Genomic DNA, 19,121 nt, shown 5'->3' with positions numbered 1-19,121 from the left:
GGTGTCAGGCGTCCTCTTCGACGAGTCGGGCGAGCCGGATGCGGTTGATCCTGCCCAGCTCGACGCGGACGATCTCCCGCTCCCGCTCCGGCGGGTTGCCGATCCGCTCCCGGACCGCGTCCCGCATCTCCTCGCCGGTGCGGCCGGTGGCGCAGATCAGGAAGACATGGCCGAACCGCTCCTGGTAGGCCAGGTTGAGTTCGAGCATCTCGGCCTTGAGGCCGTCGGCGGCGCCGGCCATGCCGGCCTGTTCCCGGGCCGAGGCGGAATCGCCCGGCGCGGGCCGGCCGATCGGCGGGTGTCCGGCCATGGCCTCCGCCAGGTCCGCGGTGGTCAGCTCGGCCATGGCGGCGTCGCTGGCGGAGTAGAGGTCTTCGGGGGTGGCGTAGGGGCGGGCGGCGAGCAGCCGCCGGGCCCATGCCGTGGAGGCGCACGCCTCGTGGAGGGCGGCGAGGGCCGCGTGCTCCGCCAGGCCGTTGAACCGGGCCAGGCCCGGGGGCGTGGAAGTCGACGTCACGGGAGCCTCCGTGGCCGTGGGCGGCCTTCGTGCTGAACGGGCTGACGTCAGCTAACGCCCTCCGGAACCCGGCGTCAACACTTTGTTGAAAATTCCGCGTAACAAGCCCCGGACGCACCTCATGGGCCGTCCCGGGGGCCACCCGCGGGGCGCACCGCCCGGGGTCAGCTGTCCTTCTCGCGGTTGAGGTAGTTGTAGACGGTGAAGCGGCTCACCCCGAGCGCGCTCGCCACCGTCTCCACGCCGTGCCGCACGGAGAAGGCGCCCCGCGCCTCCAGTATGCGCACGACCTCCTGTTTCGCCTTGCGGTCCAGGTCGGCCAGCGGCTTGCCCCGCTTGCGCTCCATGGCGGCCAGGATGTGATCGAGGGAGTCCGCCAGCTGCGGCAGCCGTACGGCGACCACGTCGGCGCCCTCCCAGGCGAGCACGACGTCGTCGGGGCCGGCCTCGTCGGGCGGGAGCATCTCGCCGCCCATGGCGTCGACCAGCGGCTTCACGGCGGTGATGAAGGGTTCGTCCGCGTTTCCGGTCACTTGTCGTCGCCCTCCCCCACCACGTTGACCTGGAGCGAGATCCGGGTGGCACCGGCCTCCAGGGCCCTGCGCAGCAGCGCGTCCACGGCGGTGAGCACGGCGCCGGCGCCGCCCTCCGCCGTGTTCCCGAACGGCCCGACGTCCACCGCGTCCAGTTCGGCCGCCTCGATGACCTCGCGGGCGACCAGCGCATGCGCGGGAGCCTCGTCGAGATCGAAGGGCTCGGTGGTGAACTCCACTCTCAATCGCATTGCGCCCCCAGAACACGTCCCTGACCTGGCCGCGATGCACCCCGGCCAACCGGTTTCACCGCGACGGACCCACTCCGTCCGCCACGAGGCGACCCTAACGGACCAGGGCACCCCTGCGCCGCCACGCGAGCGGGGTGCGGGGCTCACCCGGCCTTGCGCAGAAAGGCCCGCAGCCGGCGCTCCGGCCAGGTGTTGATCACGTCGTCGCCGGTGAGCCAGCCGCGCTGTGCGGTGCCGATGCCGTAGCGCATGGTGGCGAGGTGCGGGACGGCGTGGGCGTCGCTGTTCACGGCGAACTTCACGCCGTTCCGGCGGGCCCGCAGGATGTCCTCGTCGCGCAGGTCGAGGCGGTCCGGGTGGGCGTTGACCTCCAGGGCCGTGCCGGTACGGGCGCAGGCGGCGAAGACCGCGTCGAGGTCGGCGTCGAGGCCGGGCCGCTTGCCGATGAGGCGGGTGGTGGGATGGCCGATGATGTTCACGTACGGGTTCTCGCAGGCTCTCACGAGCCGCCGGGTCAGGGCTTCGCGGCTCTGGCTGAAGTGCGAGTGCACCGAGGCCACGCAGAGGTCGAAGCCGGCGAGGAAGTCTTCCGGCCAGTCCACCCCGCCCTCCGGGCCGATGTTCAACTCGGTGCCGTGCAGCAGCCGCAGGCCGCCGCGCCGGCCCTTGGTGGGGTAGGTGCCGTCGAGTTCGCGCACCCGCTCCCGCTGGGCCAGCATCCGCTCGTCGGTCATGCGCTGCATGGCCATGTCGGGCGCGTGGTCGGTGATCGCGTAGTAGGCGTAACCGCGCCGGGCGGCGGCCTCGGCCATCTCCTCCAGCGGGGCCAGCCCGTCCGTGAGGTCGGTGTGGGTGTGCAGGTCGCCCCGCAGGTCGGCCTCGGTGACCAGGGCGGGCAGTTCGCCGCGCAGCCCGGCCTCGATCTCGCCGCGGTCCTCGCGCAGCGTCGGCGGGATCCAGGGCAGGCCGAGCCGGGCGTACACCTCCTCCTCGGTCTCGGAGACGATCTTCTCGCCGCTCTCGACGTCGAAGAGGCCGTACTCGGAGAGCTTGAGCTTCTGGTACACGGCCCGTTCGCGGATGCGGATGTTGTGGGCCTTCGAGCCGGTGAAGTACTGCAGGGCCGCGCCCCAGGAGTCCGGCGGTACGACCCGCAGGTCGACGTTGAGGCCCTTGCTGGTGCGCACGGACGTCTTGGTGCCGCCCTGCCCGATGACCTCGGTGACGTACGGCAGCTCGGTGAACGCCTTCATGACCGGCGCCGACTTCTTCGCCGCCGCGAGGATGTCGATGTCGCCGATGGTCTCCCGCATCCGGCGCAGTGATCCGGCGTACGCGCACCGCTCGCAGCCGGTCACCGCGGACAGGGTGCCGACGACGCTCTCCGCGAGATCCAGGGCCAGGTCGAGCCGGACCCGGCCGCCGGCGGACCGGAGCAGCTCGATGCCGTGCAGGATGTTCTCCTCGGTCTTCGGCCCGAAGCCCTTGAGGTCGCGCAGCCGCTCCTGGTGGATGGCGTCGGCGAGTTCCTCGACGGAGGAGATGCCCAGCTCCTCGTAGACCGCCATCGCCTTCTTCGGACCGAGGGTGGGGACGGCCGTCAGCCGGCGGACCCCGGCGGGGATCTTCGCGCGCAGCTCGTCGACGGCGGACACGCTGCCGCTGTCGAGGTATTCGAGGACCTTCCGGGCGATCGACTTCCCGACGTTCGGGATGTCCTGGAGCCCCTTGAGGTCGAGCGTGGAGACATCGGCGTGGTGGCCGCCGACGGACCGGGCGGCCTTCTCGTAGACACGCGCCTTGAAGGCGTCGCCGCCGGTGATCGAGATGAGGTCCGCGTACTCCTGGAACAGCGCGGCGACCTCGTCGTTGGAACGGGCCACGCCTCCAGGTTAGGGCGCGGGTTTCGCGCGGGCACTCTTGACACTTCTCCCCGGCGACAGGCAGTCTTCCATTAAGCAGAAAGAGAATTCCGCAATACGGAATCCATGGCCAGTCAGCGGAAGGGAGCGCCGACCCCCATGCCAGGTCCTGAACCGAGCACAGCCGCAGAGCAGCGCTTCAGCGTCAACCTGTCGATCCTCTTCACGGAACTCCCGCTCCTGGAGCGCCCGGCGGCCGCCGCCGCGGCCGGCTTCTCGGCGGTCGAGCTGTGGTGGCCCTGGGCCGACTCCCCCACACCCGAACCATCCGCGCTCGGCGCGCTGAAGAAGGCGGTCGAGGACGCGGGCGTCCGGCTCACGGGCCTGAACTTCTACGCCGGTCAGCTTCCCGGCCCCGACCGGGGCGCCCTGTCCGTCCCGGGCGCGGAGTCGGAGAGGTTCCGCGCCAACATCGAGGTGGCCGCCGGCTTCGCCGAGTCGCTCGGCTGCACGGCGCTCAACGCCCTGTACGGCAACCGCGTCGACGGCGTGGACCCGGCCGAGCAGGACGCGCTGGCGCTTGAGAACCTGGCGCTCGCGGCGCGCGCGGCCGACCGGATCGGCGCGGTACTGCTGATCGAGGCGCTCAACGAGCCCGAGTCGCCGCGGTACCCGCTGGTGTCGGCCCCGGCCGCCGTCGAGGTCGTCGACAGGGTCAACGCGGCCACCGGACTGGGCAACGCGCGCTTCCTCATGGACCTCTACCACCTGTCCATGAACGGCGAGGACCTGCCGTCGGTGATCGAGCGGTACACGCCGAAGACCGGCCACGTCCAGATCGCCGACAACCCAGGGCGCGGCGCCCCGGGCACGGGGTCGCTGCCGCTGGCAGACCTCCTCGACGGGTTGCGGAAGGCCGGGTACGACGGCTGGGTGGGCCTGGAGTACAAGGCGGGCGACCGCCCGGGCGCGGACGCCTTCGGCTGGCTGCCGGCAGAACAGCGCGCCGCCCGTTGACGTGACCGCCCCTGGGGGCTGCCGCCCCCAGACCCCCGCTTCGGCCTTCGGCCTCGTCCTCAAACGCCGGGCTGCTTTCGCCGACGCCCGCCGAGCAGCGGCCCTGTCACAGCAGTCAGAGAGGCACCCTCCATGAGCACCCTCCCCAAGATCGCCTGGATAGGTCTCGGCATCATGGGCTCCCCCATGTCCGAGAACCTGATCAAGGCGGGTTACGACGTCACCGGCTTCACCCTGGAGCAGGAGAAGCTGGACCGGCTGGCCGCCGCCGGCGGCACCGTGGCCGCCTCGATCGCCGAGGCCGTACGGGACGCCGACGTGGTCATCACGATGGTGCCCGCGTCGCCGCAGGTCGAGGCCATCGCGTACGGCCCCGGCGGCATCCTGGAGAACGCCAGGTCCGGCGCGCTCCTCATCGACATGTCGTCCATCACCCCGCAGACCTCCGTCGACCTGGCGAAGGCGGCCGAGGAGAAGGGCATCCGGGTGCTCGACGCGCCCGTCTCCGGCGGTGAGGCCGGGGCGGTCGAGGCCGTGCTGTCCGTCATGGTCGGCGGCGAGCAGGCCGACTTCGACACCGCGAAGCCGATCTTCGAGGCGCTGGGCAGGACCGTCGTGCTGTGCGGTCCGCACGGCTCCGGCCAGACCGTGAAGGCCGCGAACCAGCTGATCGTCGCCGTGAACATCCAGGCGTGCGCCGAGGCCGTGGTCTTCCTGGAGAAGTCCGGCGTGGACCTGGCCGCCGCGCTGGACGTGCTGAACGGCGGCCTGGCCGGCTCGACCGTGCTGACGCGGAAGAAGGCCAACTTCCTGAACCGCGACTTCAGGCCGGGCTTCCGCGTCGACCTGCACCACAAGGACATGGGCATCGTCACGGACGCGGCCCGCGACGTCGGCGCCGCGCTGCCCGTCGGTGCCGTGGTGGCGCAACTGGTCGCCTCCCTGCGCGCGCAGGGCGACGGCGGCCTGGACCACTCGGCGCTGCTGCGCGCGGTGGAGCGCCTGTCGGGCGCCCAGGTCTGACACGCCGGGACTTCCGGGTCGCGGCGCCAGGGACACCTGTCCTGTCGCGCCCAGGCGGCGCCGCGACCCGGAATCACCACGACGGGTTCTGACACCGACGGCCCGCGACTGCCGGGCGCAGCCCGTCCCGGCGAGGGGAACGGCCGCCCCGCTCCGTCGCACCCGCCGCGGTCCCGGCCGCGCCCCCTGAACCCCGTCCGGCGCTTCGGCGTGCGTTTTCGCCCCCGCCGCAGGAGCCTTGAGGCATGACTGCACAGCCACCGACGGAGTTCCCGCACATCGTCGTGCACGCGCCGGCCCTGGACGGCTCCCGCCGCGTCACCGAGGGCGACGTGACCCTCGGCATCGCCTCCCATCTCGACGACGTGATCGAGATCCTGCGGATGGCCGACCTGGACCAGATCGAGGTCGAGGAGAGCGACCTCATCGAGTGGCAGGGCGGCGGCCCGGACGACTGGCCGGGGCTGACCGAGCATCCCGAAAGCTGATGGACCGGGACGAACACACCGTCCGATCCTCAAATAAAGCTCTGAACTGTGTTCAACATGCTTCAACTTCCCCGGTCAACGGGCATATTCAGGTCACTCGGTGCCCGCCGGCACGGGGGCGGCGGGCACCGGGTCGTCGACAACACGAAAGCGGGCGGTCCGGCCCACGCGACGGACCGCCCGCTTCTGTCTGCGCCGGCTCAGACCTTCAGCGTCCTGATCGAGGTCGGGGCGTGCCCCGGCTCGGTCGCGATCTCCTCGAACTCGACGACGGCGGAGATGTCGTTGGTGGTCGACATGGAGATGTCGGTGACGCGCTCCAGGATCGCCTCCACGACGACCGGCACCTGGTGCTCGGCGGCAAGCTTCCTGGCCTGCTCGAAGGCCGCGCCCAGCTCCGCCGGGTCCGTCACCCGGATCGCCCTGCACCCCAGGCCCTCGGCCACCTTGACGTGGTCGACGCCGTAGACGCCCAGCTCCGGCGAGTTGATGTTCTCGAACTCCAGCTTGACCTGGAAGTCGATGTCGAACGCCCGCTGCGCCTGACGGATCAGGCCCAGGTAGGAGTTGTTGACGAGGACGTGGATGTAGGGGATCTTGTGCTGCGCGCCCACCGCCAACTCCTCCAGCATGAACTGGAAGTCGTAGTCGCCGGAGAGGGCGACGACGGAGGCCTCCGGGTCGGCCCTGGCGACGCCGAGCGCGGCCGGGATCGTCCAGCCGAGGGGGCCCGCCTGGCCGCAGTTGATCCAGTGCCGGGGCTTGAAGACGTGCAGCATCTGGGCACCGGCGATCTGCGAGAGGCCGATGGTGGAGACGTACCGGGTCTGAGGGCCGAAGGCCTTGTTCATCTCCTCGTAGACGCGCTGCGGCTTGATCGGGATGTCGTCGAAGTGCGTACGGCGCTGGAGGGTCGCCTTCTTCTCCTGTGCGGCGGCCGCCCAGGCGGAGCGGTCGGGCAGCCCGCCGGTCGCCTTCAACTCCAGTGCCACCTCGACGAAAAGCTCCAGGGCCGCCTTGGCGTCGGACGCGATGCCGTAGTCGGGAGCGAAGATCCTGCCGATCTGGGTGGGCTCGATGTCGACGTGGACGAAGGTGCGGCCGGCCGTGTAGACGTCCAGCCTGCCGGTGTGGCGGTTGGCCCAGCGGTTGCCGATGCCGAGGACGAAGTCGGACTCCAGGAACGTCGCGTTGCCGTAGCGGTGCGAGGTCTGCAGGCCCACCATGCCGGCGTTCAGCTCGTGGTCGTCGGGGAGCACGCCCCAGCCCATCAGCGTCGGAACGACCGGAGTGCCGGTCAACTCGGCGAATTGGACGAGGAGTTCGGCGGCATCCGCGTTGATGACCCCGCCGCCGGCGACGATCAGCGGGCGCTCGGACGCGTTCAGCATCGCGATCGCCTTCTGGATCTGGGCACGGGTGGCGGCCGGCTTGTAGACGGGCAGGGGCTCGTACGTCCCGGGGTCGAACTCGATCTCGGTGAGCTGCACGTCGATCGGCAGGTCGATCAGGACCGGTCCGGGGCGGCCGGAGCGCATGAGGTGGAAGGCCTGCTGGAAGACGCCCGGCACCTGGGCGGCCTCCAGCACGGTGACCGCCATCTTCGTGACCGGCCTCGCGATCGAGGCGATGTCGACGGCCTGGAAGTCCTCCTTGTGGATCACCGCGGTGGGGGCCTGGCCGGTGATGCAGAGGATCGGGACGGAGTCGCCCGTGGCCGAGTACAGGCCGGTGATCATGTCGGTGCCGGCCGGCCCGGACGTGCCGACGCAGACGCCGATGTTGCCGGGACGGGCACGGGTGTACCCCTCGGCCATGTGGGAGGCGCCCTCGACGTGGCGGGCGAGGGTGTGCCGGATGCCGCCGGAGGCCTTGAGCGCCGCGTAGAAGGGGTTGATCGCCGCGCCCGGAACACCGAACGCGTCGGTGACGCCCTCGCGCCTGAGGATCTCAACTGCCGCGCGGGCAGCGGTCATACGAGCCATCGAGAACTCCTGCTTTCGGCTGTCGGATGCCTGCTCCCGTCGCGCCCCGCGGTGAGCACAGTCCTAGATTTCCACATTGTGGAAATTAATTTCTGCTATCTGAAAGTAATGTAGGTGCGGGGACGAACGTCGTCAAGGGAGGGACAACCGGGTCCCGACGGGAGCACCATGGGACGGCTGAACCGACGCGACGCCTGAGGTGGGGCCATGTCCGAGAGCGTGCCGGTGCGCTGTCCGGCCTGCCGGCGCGAGCACGTCTACACCGCGCCGTCCTACCCCTGCGCCTGCGGCGCGCCGGTCACCCCGAGTCTCGACGGCGCGGCCGAGCCGACGCCGGTCGCGCACCGCGCCTGGGACGCGGACTGGGTGACGGTGAACTGCGGCTCCTGCGGCCGCCGGAACCAGTGGCCGCAGCCGGAGCTGGGCTGCCCGTGCGGGGCGGTGCTGCGCATCGCGGTCGCCGGCACCGTGTCCGCGCCCCCGCCGGCCCCCGAGCCCCGGCCCGCCTTCCAGCCCGTGACGATCCGCACCGCCCGGGACGCGGTCGCCGCGGCCGCGGTCTATCTGCGCTGGCTCGGCTACCGGGACATACGGCGCGCCGACCAGCGGCCGCCGTCCGGCGTCGGCCTGGCCGCGCGGGGGCTCGTGGCCCGGGTGGACCCGGCCCTGCAGCCGGCCTCGCGGCGGGACGTGGAGTGCCTGTGGCTGACGGCGATGACGGAGGACTCGGGGTGCGTGTACTTCTCCCTTGCGGGGTACGCCGAGGATGCGCGTGAGCGGGCCGACACGTTGGGGGTGCCGTTGTTCGTCCTGGACCTTGCGGGGGCGCCGCAGCCGGTCAACGGGCCCGCGGATGAGCTGCATGCCGCAGGTGGGTGACCGGCTGCCGGCCCGGTGGGGCTGGTCGCGCCCACGCGGCGGAGCCGCACACCGACACGGCCCCGCGCCCCGTTGGGGCGCGCCGTCGACGGGGCGCGCCTCCGACGGGGCGCTGACCCTTACGGGGCGGTGTACTGCTCCCTCAGTTCGATCTTGCGGACCTTGCCCGAGACCGTCATGGGGAAGGCCTCCAGGATCCGGATGCGGCTCGGGACCTTGTAGTGGGCCAGGCGGCCCGCGCAGAAGGCGCGGAGTTCCTCCAGGGTCGGCGGGGCGGCCGGGTCGTGCGGGATGACGCAGGCCAGGACCTCCTCGCCGTACCTCTCGTGCGGTACGCCGACCACCTGGACGTCCCGGACCTTGGGGTGGCCGTAGAGGAACTCCTCGATCTCGCGCGGGTAGATGTTCTCGCCGCCCCTGATGATCATGTCCTTGATGCGGCCGACGATCTCGACGTACCCGTCGTCACGCATCATCGCCAGGTCGCCGGTGTGCATCCAGCGCCCGGGGTCGATGACCTCCGCCGTCTTCTCGGGCTCGTCCCAGTAGCCGAGCATCACGCTGTAGCCGCGGGTGCACAACTCACCTGTCGTGCCCCGGGGTTGGGTGACCCCGGTGGCCGGGTCGACGACCTTGACCTCCAGGTGCGGCAGCACCCGGCCGACGGTGCCGGTGCGGTGTTCCAGGTCGTCCTCGATCCGGGTCTGGAGCGAGACCGGGGACGTCTCGGTCATGCCGTAGCAGATGGAGACCTCCGCCATGTGCATCTCGGCGACCACCCGCTTCATCACCTCGACCGGGCAGGGCGAGCCCGCCATGATGCCGGTGCGCAGCGTGGAGAGGTCGTAGGAGGCGAAGTCCGGCAGGTTCAGCTCCGCGATGAACATGGTCGGAACGCCGTACAGCGAGGTGCAGCGCTCCCCCTGGACCGCCTCCAGGGTGGCCTTCGGCTCGAAGGACGGGGCCGGGATCACCATGCAGGCGCCGTGCGAGGTGGCGGCCAGGTTGCCCATCACCATGCCGAAGCAGTGGTAGAAGGGCACCGGGAGGCAGATCCGGTCCTGCTCGGTGTAGGCGACCAGCTCCCCCACGAAGTAGCCGTTGTTGAGGATGTTGTGGTGGGAGAGCGTGGCGCCCTTCGGGAAGCCGGTCGTACCCGAGGTGTACTGGATGTTGATGGGGTCGTCGCAGGACAACTCGGCTGCGCGGGCGGCAAGTTCGGCGCCGCGATCGGCCGTTCCGCGCGCGGTGAGCGCCTCCCAGCTCGGGTCCCCGATGTACACGGTCTCCCGCAACTCGGGGCATCTGCCGCGCACTTCCTCCACCATCGCCCGGTAGTCGCTGGTCTTGTGGCGGAGCGAGGCGAACAGCAGGGAGATCCCCGCCTGGTTGAGGACGTACTCGACCTCGTGGGTCCGGTAGGCCGGGTTGATGTTGACCATGATCGCGCCGATCCGGGCGGTGGCGTACTGCACCAGCACCCACTCGGCGCAGTTGACCGCCCAGATGCCCACCCGGTCGCCCTTGGCGACCCCGCTCGCCAGCAGCGCGTATGCCAACTGGTCGACGTCGGCGGCGAACCGGGCGTACGTCCAGCGCCTACCGGTCTCCACGTCCACCAGCGCCTCGCGGTCCGGCCAGGCCGCGACGGCCCGGTCCAGGTTGGCCCCGATGGTGTCGCCGAGCAGCGTGGTGCCGCTCGTGCCGTGCGTGTACGACGAGCTCACCGGAAGTCCTCCTCGCGGTACTCGTCGGCCGAGCCTGCGGCCGTGGCCTCGCGCAGCTCGATCCGCCGGATCTTCCCCGACACCGTCTTGGGCAGCGCCGCGAACTCCAGACGCCGCACCCGCTTGTACGGCGCGAGAACCTGGCGCGAGTGCTCGAAGAGCACCTTCGCCGTGTCCGGACCCGGCTCCCAGCCCGCCGCCAGCACCACGTACGCCTTCGGCACCGCCAGCCGCACCTCGTCCGGCGCCGGCACGACAGCCGCCTCGGCCACCGCCTCGTGCTCCAGCAGCGCACTCTCCAGCTCGAACGGGCTGATCTTGTAGTCCGACGCCTTGAACACGTCATCCGCGCGGCCGACATACGTGATGTACCCGTCGGCGTCCCGCGAGCCGATGTCCCCGGTGCGGTAGTAGCCCCCGGCCATCGCCTCCGCCGTACGGTCCGCGTCCCCGTGGTAACCGGTCATCAGACCCACCGGCCGCGCCGCCAGATCCAGCGCGATCTCGCCCTCCGCCGCGCCCGGCGCCCCCGACACCGGGTCCAGCAGCTCCACCTTGTACCCCGGGCTCGGACGGCCCATCGACCCCGTCTTCAACCGCTGCCCGGGACTGTTGGAGACCTGCACCGCCGTCTCCGTCTGCCCGAACCCGTCGCGGATGCTCACCCCCCACGCCCGCCGCACCTGCTCGATCACCTCGGGATTGAGCGGCTCACCCGCCGCCACCACCTCACGAGGCGGGGTACGCAACTGGGTCAGGTCGGCCTGGATGAGCATCCGCCACACCGTCGGCGGAGCGCAGAAGGAGGTCACCCCGTGCCGGTCCATCTCCGCCAGCAGCCGGCCCGCCTCGAAACGCGAGTAGTTGTGGATGAAGACCGTCGCCTCCGCGTTCCACGGCGCGAACAGGTTCGACCAGGCGTGCTTCGCCCAGCCGGGCGACGAGATGTTCAGGTGCACGTCACCGGGCTTGAGACCGATCCAGTACATGGTCGCCAGGTGCCCGATCGGGTACGAGGTGTGGGTGTGCTCGACCAGCTTGGGGCGGGCGGTGGTGCCCGAGGTGAAGTAGAGCATCAGCGGGTCGTCGGCCAGGGTGGGCCCGTCGGGCACGAAGCCGCGCGAGGCGGTGTACGCGTCCTCGTACGGCTCCCAGGCCCCCGCCTCCGACGGCGGCAGCCCGCCCACCGCGATCCGGGTGTAGGCACCCGGCACGTCGGCGAACTTGGCCGCGTCCTCGGCCCGCACGATCACGTGCTTCACCCGGCCCCGGTCGACGCGGTCGCGCAGGTCGGCCGGGCCGAGCAGCGGGGTCGCCGGGATGACGACGGCACGCAGCTTCATCGCGGCCAGCGCGGTCTCCCACAGCTCGGCCTGGTTGCCGAGCATCACGAGGATGCGGTCCTCCGGCTCGACGCCCCGCGCGCGCAGGTGGTTGGCCACCCGGTCGGAGCGCTCGGACAGCTCCGCGAAGGACAGCCTCGTCTCGGCGCCGTCCTCCTCGACGATGTGCAGCGCGGTGCGTTCGTTGCCCTCGGCGATGACGTCGAACCAGTCCAGCGCCCAGTTGAAGTGGTCCGGACGCGGCCACACGAAACCCTCATAGGCGGTGGCGTAGTCCGTACGGTGTTCCAGCAGGAAGTCCCGTGCCCTGCGGAAGTCCTCCGTCGCACTCGTCATACGCGTCTCCTTCGGTACCGGACCATTGCCGGGCGGCTCTCTGGCATCGTGTAATCCGTGATGCAGGTCTCACTACCCCCGAACGGGGGTGTGAACAGCGCAAGGCCGGGGTCGAAGGGGCAGGACAGGTGGCAGCAGAGGTCGCGGGGGCGGTGGAGATACACGGTGCGCTGTCCAGGCTCCGGCGCACCACCGGGCTCCCGATCGCCTTCGGCGGGCTCGTCGAGCCGGGCCGGACGCAGGTGCGGATAAGTGAGCTGACCGGCACCACCACGGCGGCGCTGCGTTCGCTCGCGGTCACCTCGGGTAACGGCCTGGGCGGCAAGGCGGTGGCGCTGGCCCGTCCGTGCGCGGTCACCGACTACTCGGTTTCCCGGCAGATCAGCCACGAGTACGACATCCCGGTGGCGGCCGAGGGCATCCGCTCGGTGCTGGCGGTGCCGGTGGTGGTACGGCGCCGGGTGCGGGGCGTGCTGTACGGTGCGCTGCGCTCCGCCCAGCCGCTGGGCGACCGCACGCTGGGCGCGGCGGTGGCGGCGGCCCGGGACGTGGAGCAGGCGCTGGTCGTGCAGGACGAGGCCAGGGGGCTGCTGGCGGCGGCGCGGCCGGAACCGGCCGTCGTACCGGATCAGGGGGCCGCCTGGGAGCAGGTGCGGGAGGCGCACGCCGCGCTGCGGGCGCTGGCGCCGCGGATCAGCGACCCGGAGCTGCGTGCCGAGCTCGTCGCCGCCTGCGGGCTGCTGACCGCCGCCCCGGTACCGGTGGCCGAGACTGCTCTGTCGCCACGTGAACTGGATGTGCTGGCGTGGGTGGCGGCCGGGGCGACCAACGCGGCGGTGGCCGAGCGGCTGGGACTGCGGCCCGAGACGGTCAAGGGCTATCTGCGCTCGGCGATGCGGAAACTGGGCGCGCACACCCGGGGGGAGGCGGTGTCGGCGGCTCGTCGGACGGGGTTGTTGCCATAGCCGGACCACAGCCGGAGGGGACCCATTCCATTCATGCGGACACGCTGTGAATTGCTATATGCCAAGCCGCTGTTATTTCCCTCACCATGGCGTTCGGCCGGATTTCGGGGTTCATTGCCTAGAATTTGGTTTGGACACGACACACGAGGGGAGCGGTGACCGTGCGACGGGACTTCCAGGAGCCTGCCAGATGCCGCCCCGACCTGGTCATCGGCCGGGCGGAGCTGGTCGCGGCCGCCCGGGAGCAGCTCGCCTCGGGCGGCAGCGTCCTCCTGCACGGGCCGGCCGGAATTGGGAAATCGACCGTCCTGCGGGCACTGGACGCGGAATACGCCGGCACGGCCCGCACCGTCCTGCGCTGCTCGGCCACCGAGTCCGAATCCCATCTTCCCTTCCTCGCCCTCGCCGACCTCTTCGGTCTGGTCCTCGACGACGTCTCCGCCCACCTGCCCGGCGCCCAGCGCACCGCCCTGGAGTCGGCGCTCACCGGCCGCGGCGAGTCGACCCTCCAGCGCGACGGACTCGCGCTGCGCCTCGCGGTGCTGTCCGCGCTGCGCGCGCTGGCCGCCGAGGGGCCCGTACTGATCGTCGCCGACGACCTCCAGTGGCTGGATCCGGCCAGCGCCGAACTCCTCGGCTTCGCCGCCCGCCGGCTCGGCGGCACCCCGGTCCAACTGCTGAGCGCCGTCCGCACGGAGGGCCAGGAGTACGACCGTCACCTACGCGCGTCACCCCCGGACACCGTCGCCGTCCGCCTCGGCCCGCTCAACCGCAATCAGGTCTCCGAACTCCTCGACCACCGCGGCCACACCGCACTGACCCGGTCCACGGTCCGGGAGATCCACCGCACGAGCGGCGGCAACCCGCTGTTCGCCCTCGAGATCGGCCGCGCCCTCGCCGAGAACCCGACCCCGCCCCGCCCCGGCGAGCCGCTGCCGGTGCCGACCTCGCTGCGCGCGCTGGTACTCAGCCGCCTCGACATGCTCTCCGTCGAGGCCCGCCGCACCCTGCTGGTGGCCAGCGCCGGCGCCCGCCCCACCCAGGCCCTGCTGCACGCGGCCGGCCGGGAGAACGCCGAGGCCGAGTGCGCCCAGGCAGCCGAACTCGGGCTGCTGGCCACCGAGCCGGAGGGTCCCGCCGTACGCTTCGCGCATCCGCTCATCTCCGCCGCGCTGTACGCGGAGGCGCCCGCGCAGGAACGCCGGGCCGCGCACGCGGCGCTGTCCACGGCCGCCTCCGACCCGATCGAGCGGGCCCGGCACCTGGCCCTGGCCACCACCGGCACCGACCCGGAGGTCGCCGACCGGCTCGCCGAGGCCGCGACCGAGGCCCGGGACCGGGGCGCTCCCTCGGTGGCCGCGCAGATGGGCCTGCTCGCCGCCCGGCACACCCCCGCCGACAACACGCCCACCCCGGTCGAGCGCCGGCTCCAGGCGGCCGAGGACGCGACCAGCGCCGGCGAGATCGACCTCGCGCAGGACATCGCCCGCGAGGTGCTCACCCACGCCACCCGTCCGGCGGACCGGGTGCGGGCCTGGATCCTGGTGATCGACTCCGCCGGCCACACCATGACCGAGGTCGACGCGGCCTTCCCGCACGCCCTCGCCGACGCCGGTGACGACCCGCGGCTGCTCGGCAAGGTCCACTACCAGCTGGCCTGGCGGGCACTGATCGTGGGCGGCGACTTCACCGAGGCCCGGCAGGCGGCGGCGCACTCCGCGGACCTCGCGGCGCAGGGCGGCGACCGGCGCACCGAACTCCTCGCGCTCTCCCTCCAGGCCCAGGTCGAGACCCTGATGGGCCATCCGGGGGCGCCCGCCACCATCAAACGCGCCCTGAAGGAGCCGCAGGACCCGAACGTGGCCTGCCACCACAACGGGGCGGGCAGCGCCAGGTTCCGCTGGCTGGTGATGGGCGACCAGCTGACCGAGGCGCGGGCCACGGTCACCGCGCTGCTGCGCGAGGTGCGCCGGCGCGGGCAGGTGGAGAGCGAGGTGCACTTCCTGCGCGGGCTCGCCGAGACCGAACTGCGCTCCGGGCACTGCGGCCGGGCCCTCGACCTGGCCCGGGAAGGCCTGCGCCTCGCCCACGACTCCGGGATCGGCGAGACCGCCTCCGCGATGCTCACCTCGCTGGCCGAGGCGTCCGGCGGCGACGTGGACCGGGGCCTGGCACTGGCCCGGGAGGCGGTGGAGCACGCCGAGCAGGACGGCGACACGATGTACCTGTCGCGGGCCCTGGGCGCCCTCGGATACGCCCAGTTGGTGGCCGGCGACCCGGCGGGCACCGTCCGCTCGCTGCGCCGGGTGCGGGAGCTGGAGCGGAGCCTCGGCATCACCGACCCGGCCCGCGGCCGCTGGCAGGGCGACCTCGCCGAGGCACTCGTCCGGGTGGGTGAACCCGCCGAGGCGCAGGACGTCATCGACGTCACCCGTCAGCACGCGCTCAGGCTCGGCCGGGAGAGTGTGCTGGCCGCGCTCGACCGGGCCGAGGCACTGGTCCGGGCGGCGCACGGGGAGCACGAGGCCGCCGTGGCCCAGCTGACCTCGGCTCAGGACCGGTTCGCCAAACTGGGCTACGGCCTGGAGGAGGCGCGGGCCGCGTTCGCGCGGGCGGTGCTGTGCGAGAGGCGCTCCCCCACGGCGTTCGACGAGGCCACCCGGCTGTTCAGGCGGTGCCGGGCGCTGCCGTGGCTGCGGCAGGTGGCCGACGCCGCCTCGGCACCGGAGCCGCCGGTCGAGGCACCGGCCGCGCTGGACGCCCTGGACGGGCTGGCCGCGATGGAGCGTCAGGTCGCCGCGCTGGTCATGGAGGGCGCCACCAACCGGGAGATCGCCGCCCGGCTGTTCGTCAGCGTCAAGACGGTGGAGGCCACGCTCACCCGGGTCTACCGCAAGCTGGGCATCCGATCGCGCGTGGACATAGTCCGTTTGGCGGCGGGGCGGCGCGCGAAGTGAGAGCGCTCCCGGTTAACTGAGGCGGACCGAGGGTTTTCCCTCCCCCATCCCCCTAGGGGGTTCCCTCATTGGGAGGGTGGGGTTCCGGGTCCTAGCTTATGGATGTGCCGCTCGCCCGGGCATACGGGGGTCGGTCCCGCGACCCCCGTGCTGCACCCCCCACACCCGCGCGACCCCCACCGGCAACCCCCACTGAGGAGACTCATGTTCGGGCACCACCGCGCAAGAAAGACCGCCGCAGCCCTGGTGGCCACCGCCGCCGCCGCGGCGACCGCGCTGATCGCGTCCCCCACCGCGTCAGCAGCCCCCCAGCCCGTCGTCGGCGGTACCACGACGACCACGACCGCGTACCCGTTCATGATGCAGATCACGGACGCGTCCGGCAGTCAGTTCTGCGGGGGCACCCTGGTGTCCGCCACCAAGGTGGTGACCGCCGCGCACTGCATGGAGGGCGAGTCCACCAGCAGCGTCCGCGTGGTCGGCGGCCGCACGTACCTGAACGGCACCAACGGCACGGTGAGCCGCGTCAGCAAGATCTGGATCAACCCGGACTACACGGACGCCACCAACGGCGACGACGTGGCCGTCCTGACCCTGTCGACGTCGATGTCGTACACCCCGGCGTCGTACGTGACCTCCTCCCAGACCAGCGTGTACGCGGCCGGCACCACGGCCCGCATCCTGGGCTGGGGCACCACCTCGGAGAACGGCAGCTCCTCCAACCAGCTGCGGACCGCGACCGTCCCGGTCGTGTCCGACTCCAGCTGCAAGAGCTCCTACGGTTCGGACTTCGTCCAGACCGACATGGTTTGCGCCGGATACACGTCCGGCGGCACAGACACCTGCCAGGGCGACAGCGGCGGTCCCCTGCTCATCGGGGGCGTCCTGGCAGGGATCACTTCCTGGGGAGAGGGGTGCGCGGAGGCCGGTTACCCGGGTGTCTACACCCGGCTGGCCACCTTCTCGGACCTGGTGACCGCGCAGGTCAACTCGTAACCAGAAGGCTCCTGAGCATCCCTCAGGTGAGTGACCAGGGGGCGTTGCGGGCTTCCACGAGCAGCCCGCAGCGCCCCCTATCCATGCGCCGGCCCGGCTGTCGCGCCCGCGGGCGGACACCGCTGCTCGGCCTGGTCCCTATGTCCATCGGCCTGGGCGTGACGGTGGCGGTGCCGGGCCGGGCGGGGCGCGCCGGCCAGGTCGACACCGGCCAGGCCCTTGCGGAAGGCGGTCAGCTCCCGGGTCCGGGCGGGCTGCACGAGCGGGCGCGGGGTGAGCGCGTCGGCGGCGGTGTGGGGGTGGAGGGTGGACCGCAGGGTGACGGTCCGGGCCACCTCCCGGTCGGTCATCGGCTGGGAGAGCTGCTCGGGGACGAAGCCGTCGAGGCGGGCGGCGAGGGCGTAGTACGGCGGTCTGACGTTCTGCGCCTGCAGGCCGACCAGGTGGGCCACGGCCTCCGCCGCCGACCGTGGTGAGCGGCGCGGCAGGAGCTGACGGCCGAGGGTGGCGCGGTTGAGGGCGCGCCGCCGCGGACCGGACCGAAGGGCTGCTTCGTCATCCCGGGCACGCCGACGCCGAACGCGGACACCCCCTGGCCGCGTCTCTCACCGAATCCCGTCCTCTGTTCCCTCCGCCGGACCCGTATGCCCCGTATATCCTGCGACGAGACTCACCGATCACGCGGGCTCACCCGAACCACGCGGATCACACAGCTCACGCCGATGCAGGCTCCACCGAGAGGCGGCCGCGATGTCCGAGCGACGCCCCAGCCCGGCCTCGAAGAACTCCGCGAACGGCAGGAACAGCCGAGGTGCCAGAAGGTCGGTCTGGCGCCGCGCCCTGCCGGCGGAGCAGGCCGCCGCCGGGCCGCCGGAGCCCGTATCCTCCCCGGCCGCGGAGCCCGACGAGCCGCCGAGCACCGTGGCGGCGGCGCTGTACAGCGACGGGGTGCGCGTGTCGACGCCGGCGACGCTCGCCGAGACGTACCGCGAACTGCGCGACACGCCCTCGGGCATGGCGTGGATCGGGCTCGCCCGCCCCACCTCGGACGAACTCCTCTCCCTGGCCGCCGAGTTCGACCTGCATCCGCTCGCGGTCGAGGACGCGATGGAGGCACACCAGCGCCCGAAGCTGGAACGGTACGGCGACACGCTCTTCGTGGTCCTGCGGGCCGCCCGCTACCTGGACGCACCGGAGGAGGTCGACTTCGCCGAGCTGCACGTGTTCGTCGGCCCCGACTTCGTGATCACGGTCCGGCACGGCGCGGCCCCGGACCTCTCGGCGGTCCGCCATCGCATGGAGGGCTCCCCCGACCTCCTCAAGCTCGGTCCGGAGGCGGTCCTCTACGCGATACTCGACGCGGTGGTCGACGGCTACGCGCCGGTCGTCGAGGGCGTGCAGAACGACATCGACGAGATCGAGACGGAGGTCTTCCGCGGCGACCCCTCGGTGTCCCGCCGTATCTACGAACTCTCCCGTGAGATGGTCGAGTTCCAGCGCGCGACCCGCCCGCTCGTCGGGATGCTGCACGGCCTGATGGCCGGCTTCACCAAGTACGAGACCGACGAGGAACTCCAGCGCTACCTCCGCGACGTCGCCGACCACGTCACCCACATCAGCGAACGCGTGGACGGCTTCCGCCAGGCCCTCACCGAAATCCTCACGGTCAACGCGACCCTGGTCACCCAGCAACAGAACGCGGAGATGCGAGCGTTGGCGGAGGCGGGCTTCGAACAGAACGAGGAGATCAAGAAGATCTCTTCTTGGGCGGCCATTCTGTTCGCTCCGACGCTGGTCGGAACGATCTACGGCATGAACTTCAGAGAGATGCCGGAGTTGCACTGGGTGCTCGGATATCCCTTCGCCATCGTCCTGATGGCGGTCGTATGCGCCAGTTTGTACCTCATCTTCAAGCGGAAGGACTGGCTCTGAGCAACCGGTCGGCGAGGGCCCGCGCCAGGGCCTCGCGGGAGCCAGGGCTGTCCGGCGAGCCTCAGTGGCGCTGACGCCCCAAGGTTCAGCAAGGCCGTTGGTCCGCCGGCGGAGCCCGACCGTCAGCCGGCGACGGTCCAGGCGCCTTTGCCGGCCAGTAGTGCGGCGAGGTCGCCCTTGCCGTCCTGTTCGACGGCGGTGTCGAGTTGGTCGGTCATCTGCACGTCGTAGACGGGCCGTTCGACCGAGCGGAAGATGCCGAGGGGCGTGTGGTGCAGGGTGTCCGGATCGGCCAGCCGGGACAGTGCGA

Annotated in this window: 15 protein-coding genes and 2 pseudogenes; 8 read left to right on the top strand and 9 right to left on the bottom strand. The window is 71.7% G+C overall.

All coding sequences use genetic code 11. The annotated features are described in order from the left end of the window. Positions 1-4: 4 nt before the first annotated feature. The 4 genes from uraD to polX all read right to left on the bottom strand — a co-directional run bounded on the left by uraD (position 5) and on the right by polX (position 3,184). A complete protein-coding gene (uraD, locus tag AB0P24_RS43570) occupies positions 5-517 on the bottom strand; it encodes a 2-oxo-4-hydroxy-4-carboxy-5-ureidoimidazoline decarboxylase (protein WP_365804250.1) in 513 nt (170 codons plus the stop codon). 164 nt (positions 518-681) lie between these two features. Then, a complete protein-coding gene (locus tag AB0P24_RS43565; protein WP_365804248.1) occupies positions 682-1,050 on the bottom strand; it encodes a helix-turn-helix domain-containing protein in 369 nt (122 codons plus the stop codon). Next, on the bottom strand, positions 1,047-1,301 hold the full coding sequence (locus tag AB0P24_RS43560; protein ID WP_365804246.1) for a hypothetical protein: 255 nt from the start codon (positions 1,299-1,301) through the stop codon (positions 1,047-1,049). The genes AB0P24_RS43565 and AB0P24_RS43560 overlap by 4 nt, the downstream gene beginning before the upstream one ends. A 143-nt stretch (positions 1,302-1,444) precedes the next feature. Further along, the gene (gene polX, locus AB0P24_RS43555; RefSeq protein ID WP_365804244.1) at positions 1,445-3,184 is read right to left on the bottom strand and encodes a DNA polymerase/3'-5' exonuclease PolX; all 1,740 of its coding nucleotides are present in this window, start codon (positions 3,182-3,184) and stop codon (positions 1,445-1,447) included. Between the two features lie 138 nt (positions 3,185-3,322). Between polX and AB0P24_RS43550 the strand changes: the two genes are divergently transcribed. The 3 genes from AB0P24_RS43550 to AB0P24_RS43540 all read left to right on the top strand — a co-directional run bounded on the left by AB0P24_RS43550 (position 3,323) and on the right by AB0P24_RS43540 (position 5,691). After that, the gene (locus AB0P24_RS43550; RefSeq protein WP_365804241.1) at positions 3,323-4,180 is read left to right on the top strand and encodes a TIM barrel protein; all 858 of its coding nucleotides are present in this window, start codon (positions 3,323-3,325) and stop codon (positions 4,178-4,180) included. A gap of 132 nt (positions 4,181-4,312) precedes the next feature. Further along, positions 4,313-5,203, top strand: a complete 891-nt coding sequence (locus tag AB0P24_RS43545) for a 2-hydroxy-3-oxopropionate reductase (protein WP_365804239.1) — start codon at positions 4,313-4,315, stop codon at positions 5,201-5,203. A 245-nt stretch (positions 5,204-5,448) separates the two neighbouring features. Next, entirely contained in the window at positions 5,449-5,691 is a 243-nt protein-coding gene (locus tag AB0P24_RS43540; RefSeq protein WP_365804237.1) for a hypothetical protein, read from the top strand. Positions 5,692-5,891: 200 nt separating this feature from the next. Here the strand turns inward: AB0P24_RS43540 and gcl are convergent, their stop codons facing one another. Beyond that, a complete protein-coding gene (gene gcl, locus AB0P24_RS43535) occupies positions 5,892-7,676 on the bottom strand; it encodes a glyoxylate carboligase (RefSeq protein WP_365804235.1) in 1,785 nt (594 codons plus the stop codon). Between the two features lie 207 nt (positions 7,677-7,883). On the opposite strand from gcl, the gene AB0P24_RS43530 reads away from it, so the two are divergent. After that, the gene (locus AB0P24_RS43530; protein WP_365804233.1) at positions 7,884-8,555 is read left to right on the top strand and encodes a hypothetical protein; all 672 of its coding nucleotides are present in this window, start codon (positions 7,884-7,886) and stop codon (positions 8,553-8,555) included. Between the two features lie 119 nt (positions 8,556-8,674). On the opposite strand, the gene AB0P24_RS43525 is transcribed toward AB0P24_RS43530, so the two are convergent. Further along, the gene (locus AB0P24_RS43525; RefSeq protein ID WP_365804231.1) at positions 8,675-10,282 is read right to left on the bottom strand and encodes an AMP-binding protein; all 1,608 of its coding nucleotides are present in this window, start codon (positions 10,280-10,282) and stop codon (positions 8,675-8,677) included. Next, the gene (locus AB0P24_RS43520) at positions 10,279-11,961 is read right to left on the bottom strand and encodes an AMP-binding protein (protein ID WP_365804229.1); all 1,683 of its coding nucleotides are present in this window, start codon (positions 11,959-11,961) and stop codon (positions 10,279-10,281) included. The genes AB0P24_RS43525 and AB0P24_RS43520 overlap by 4 nt, the downstream gene beginning before the upstream one ends. Positions 11,962-12,089: 128 nt before the next feature. Between AB0P24_RS43520 and AB0P24_RS43515 the strand changes: the two genes are divergently transcribed. From AB0P24_RS43515 to AB0P24_RS43505, 3 genes are all read left to right on the top strand, one after another. Next, a complete protein-coding gene (locus AB0P24_RS43515; protein ID WP_365804227.1) occupies positions 12,090-12,926 on the top strand; it encodes a helix-turn-helix transcriptional regulator in 837 nt (278 codons plus the stop codon). Between the two features lie 155 nt (positions 12,927-13,081). Further along, on the top strand, positions 13,082-15,883 hold the full coding sequence (locus AB0P24_RS43510) for an AAA family ATPase (RefSeq protein ID WP_365804225.1): 2,802 nt from the start codon (positions 13,082-13,084) through the stop codon (positions 15,881-15,883). 204 nt (positions 15,884-16,087) lie between these two features. Then, positions 16,088-16,879: a serine protease gene (locus tag AB0P24_RS43505; protein ID WP_365804222.1), complete on the top strand. Its 792-nt coding sequence runs from the start codon at positions 16,088-16,090 to the stop codon at positions 16,877-16,879. A 197-nt stretch (positions 16,880-17,076) separates the two neighbouring features. Here the strand turns inward: AB0P24_RS43505 and AB0P24_RS43500 are convergent. Next, positions 17,077-17,403 (bottom strand): annotated as a pseudogene (locus AB0P24_RS43500) (crosslink repair DNA glycosylase YcaQ family protein); the annotation flags it as partial. Positions 17,404-17,629: 226 nt separating this feature from the next. Here AB0P24_RS43500 and AB0P24_RS43495 point away from each other — a divergent pair. After that, positions 17,630-18,811 (top strand): magnesium and cobalt transport protein CorA, encoded by a 1,182-nt coding sequence (locus AB0P24_RS43495; RefSeq protein ID WP_365804220.1) that lies wholly within the window; start codon positions 17,630-17,632, stop codon positions 18,809-18,811. 122 nt (positions 18,812-18,933) lie between these two features. On the opposite strand, the pseudogene AB0P24_RS43490 reads toward AB0P24_RS43495, so the two are convergent. Beyond that, a pseudogene (locus AB0P24_RS43490) lies at positions 18,934-19,121 on the bottom strand (2-oxoacid:ferredoxin oxidoreductase subunit beta); the annotation flags it as partial.

Origin of the sequence: Streptomyces sp. NPDC086519, from assembly GCF_040686075.1 — a bacterium.
Taxonomy (GTDB): domain Bacteria; phylum Actinomycetota; class Actinomycetes; order Streptomycetales; family Streptomycetaceae; genus Streptomyces; species Streptomyces shenzhenensis.
The sequence above is the reverse complement of the archived record's forward strand: the minus strand, read 5'-3'. Positions and strand labels throughout refer to the sequence as shown.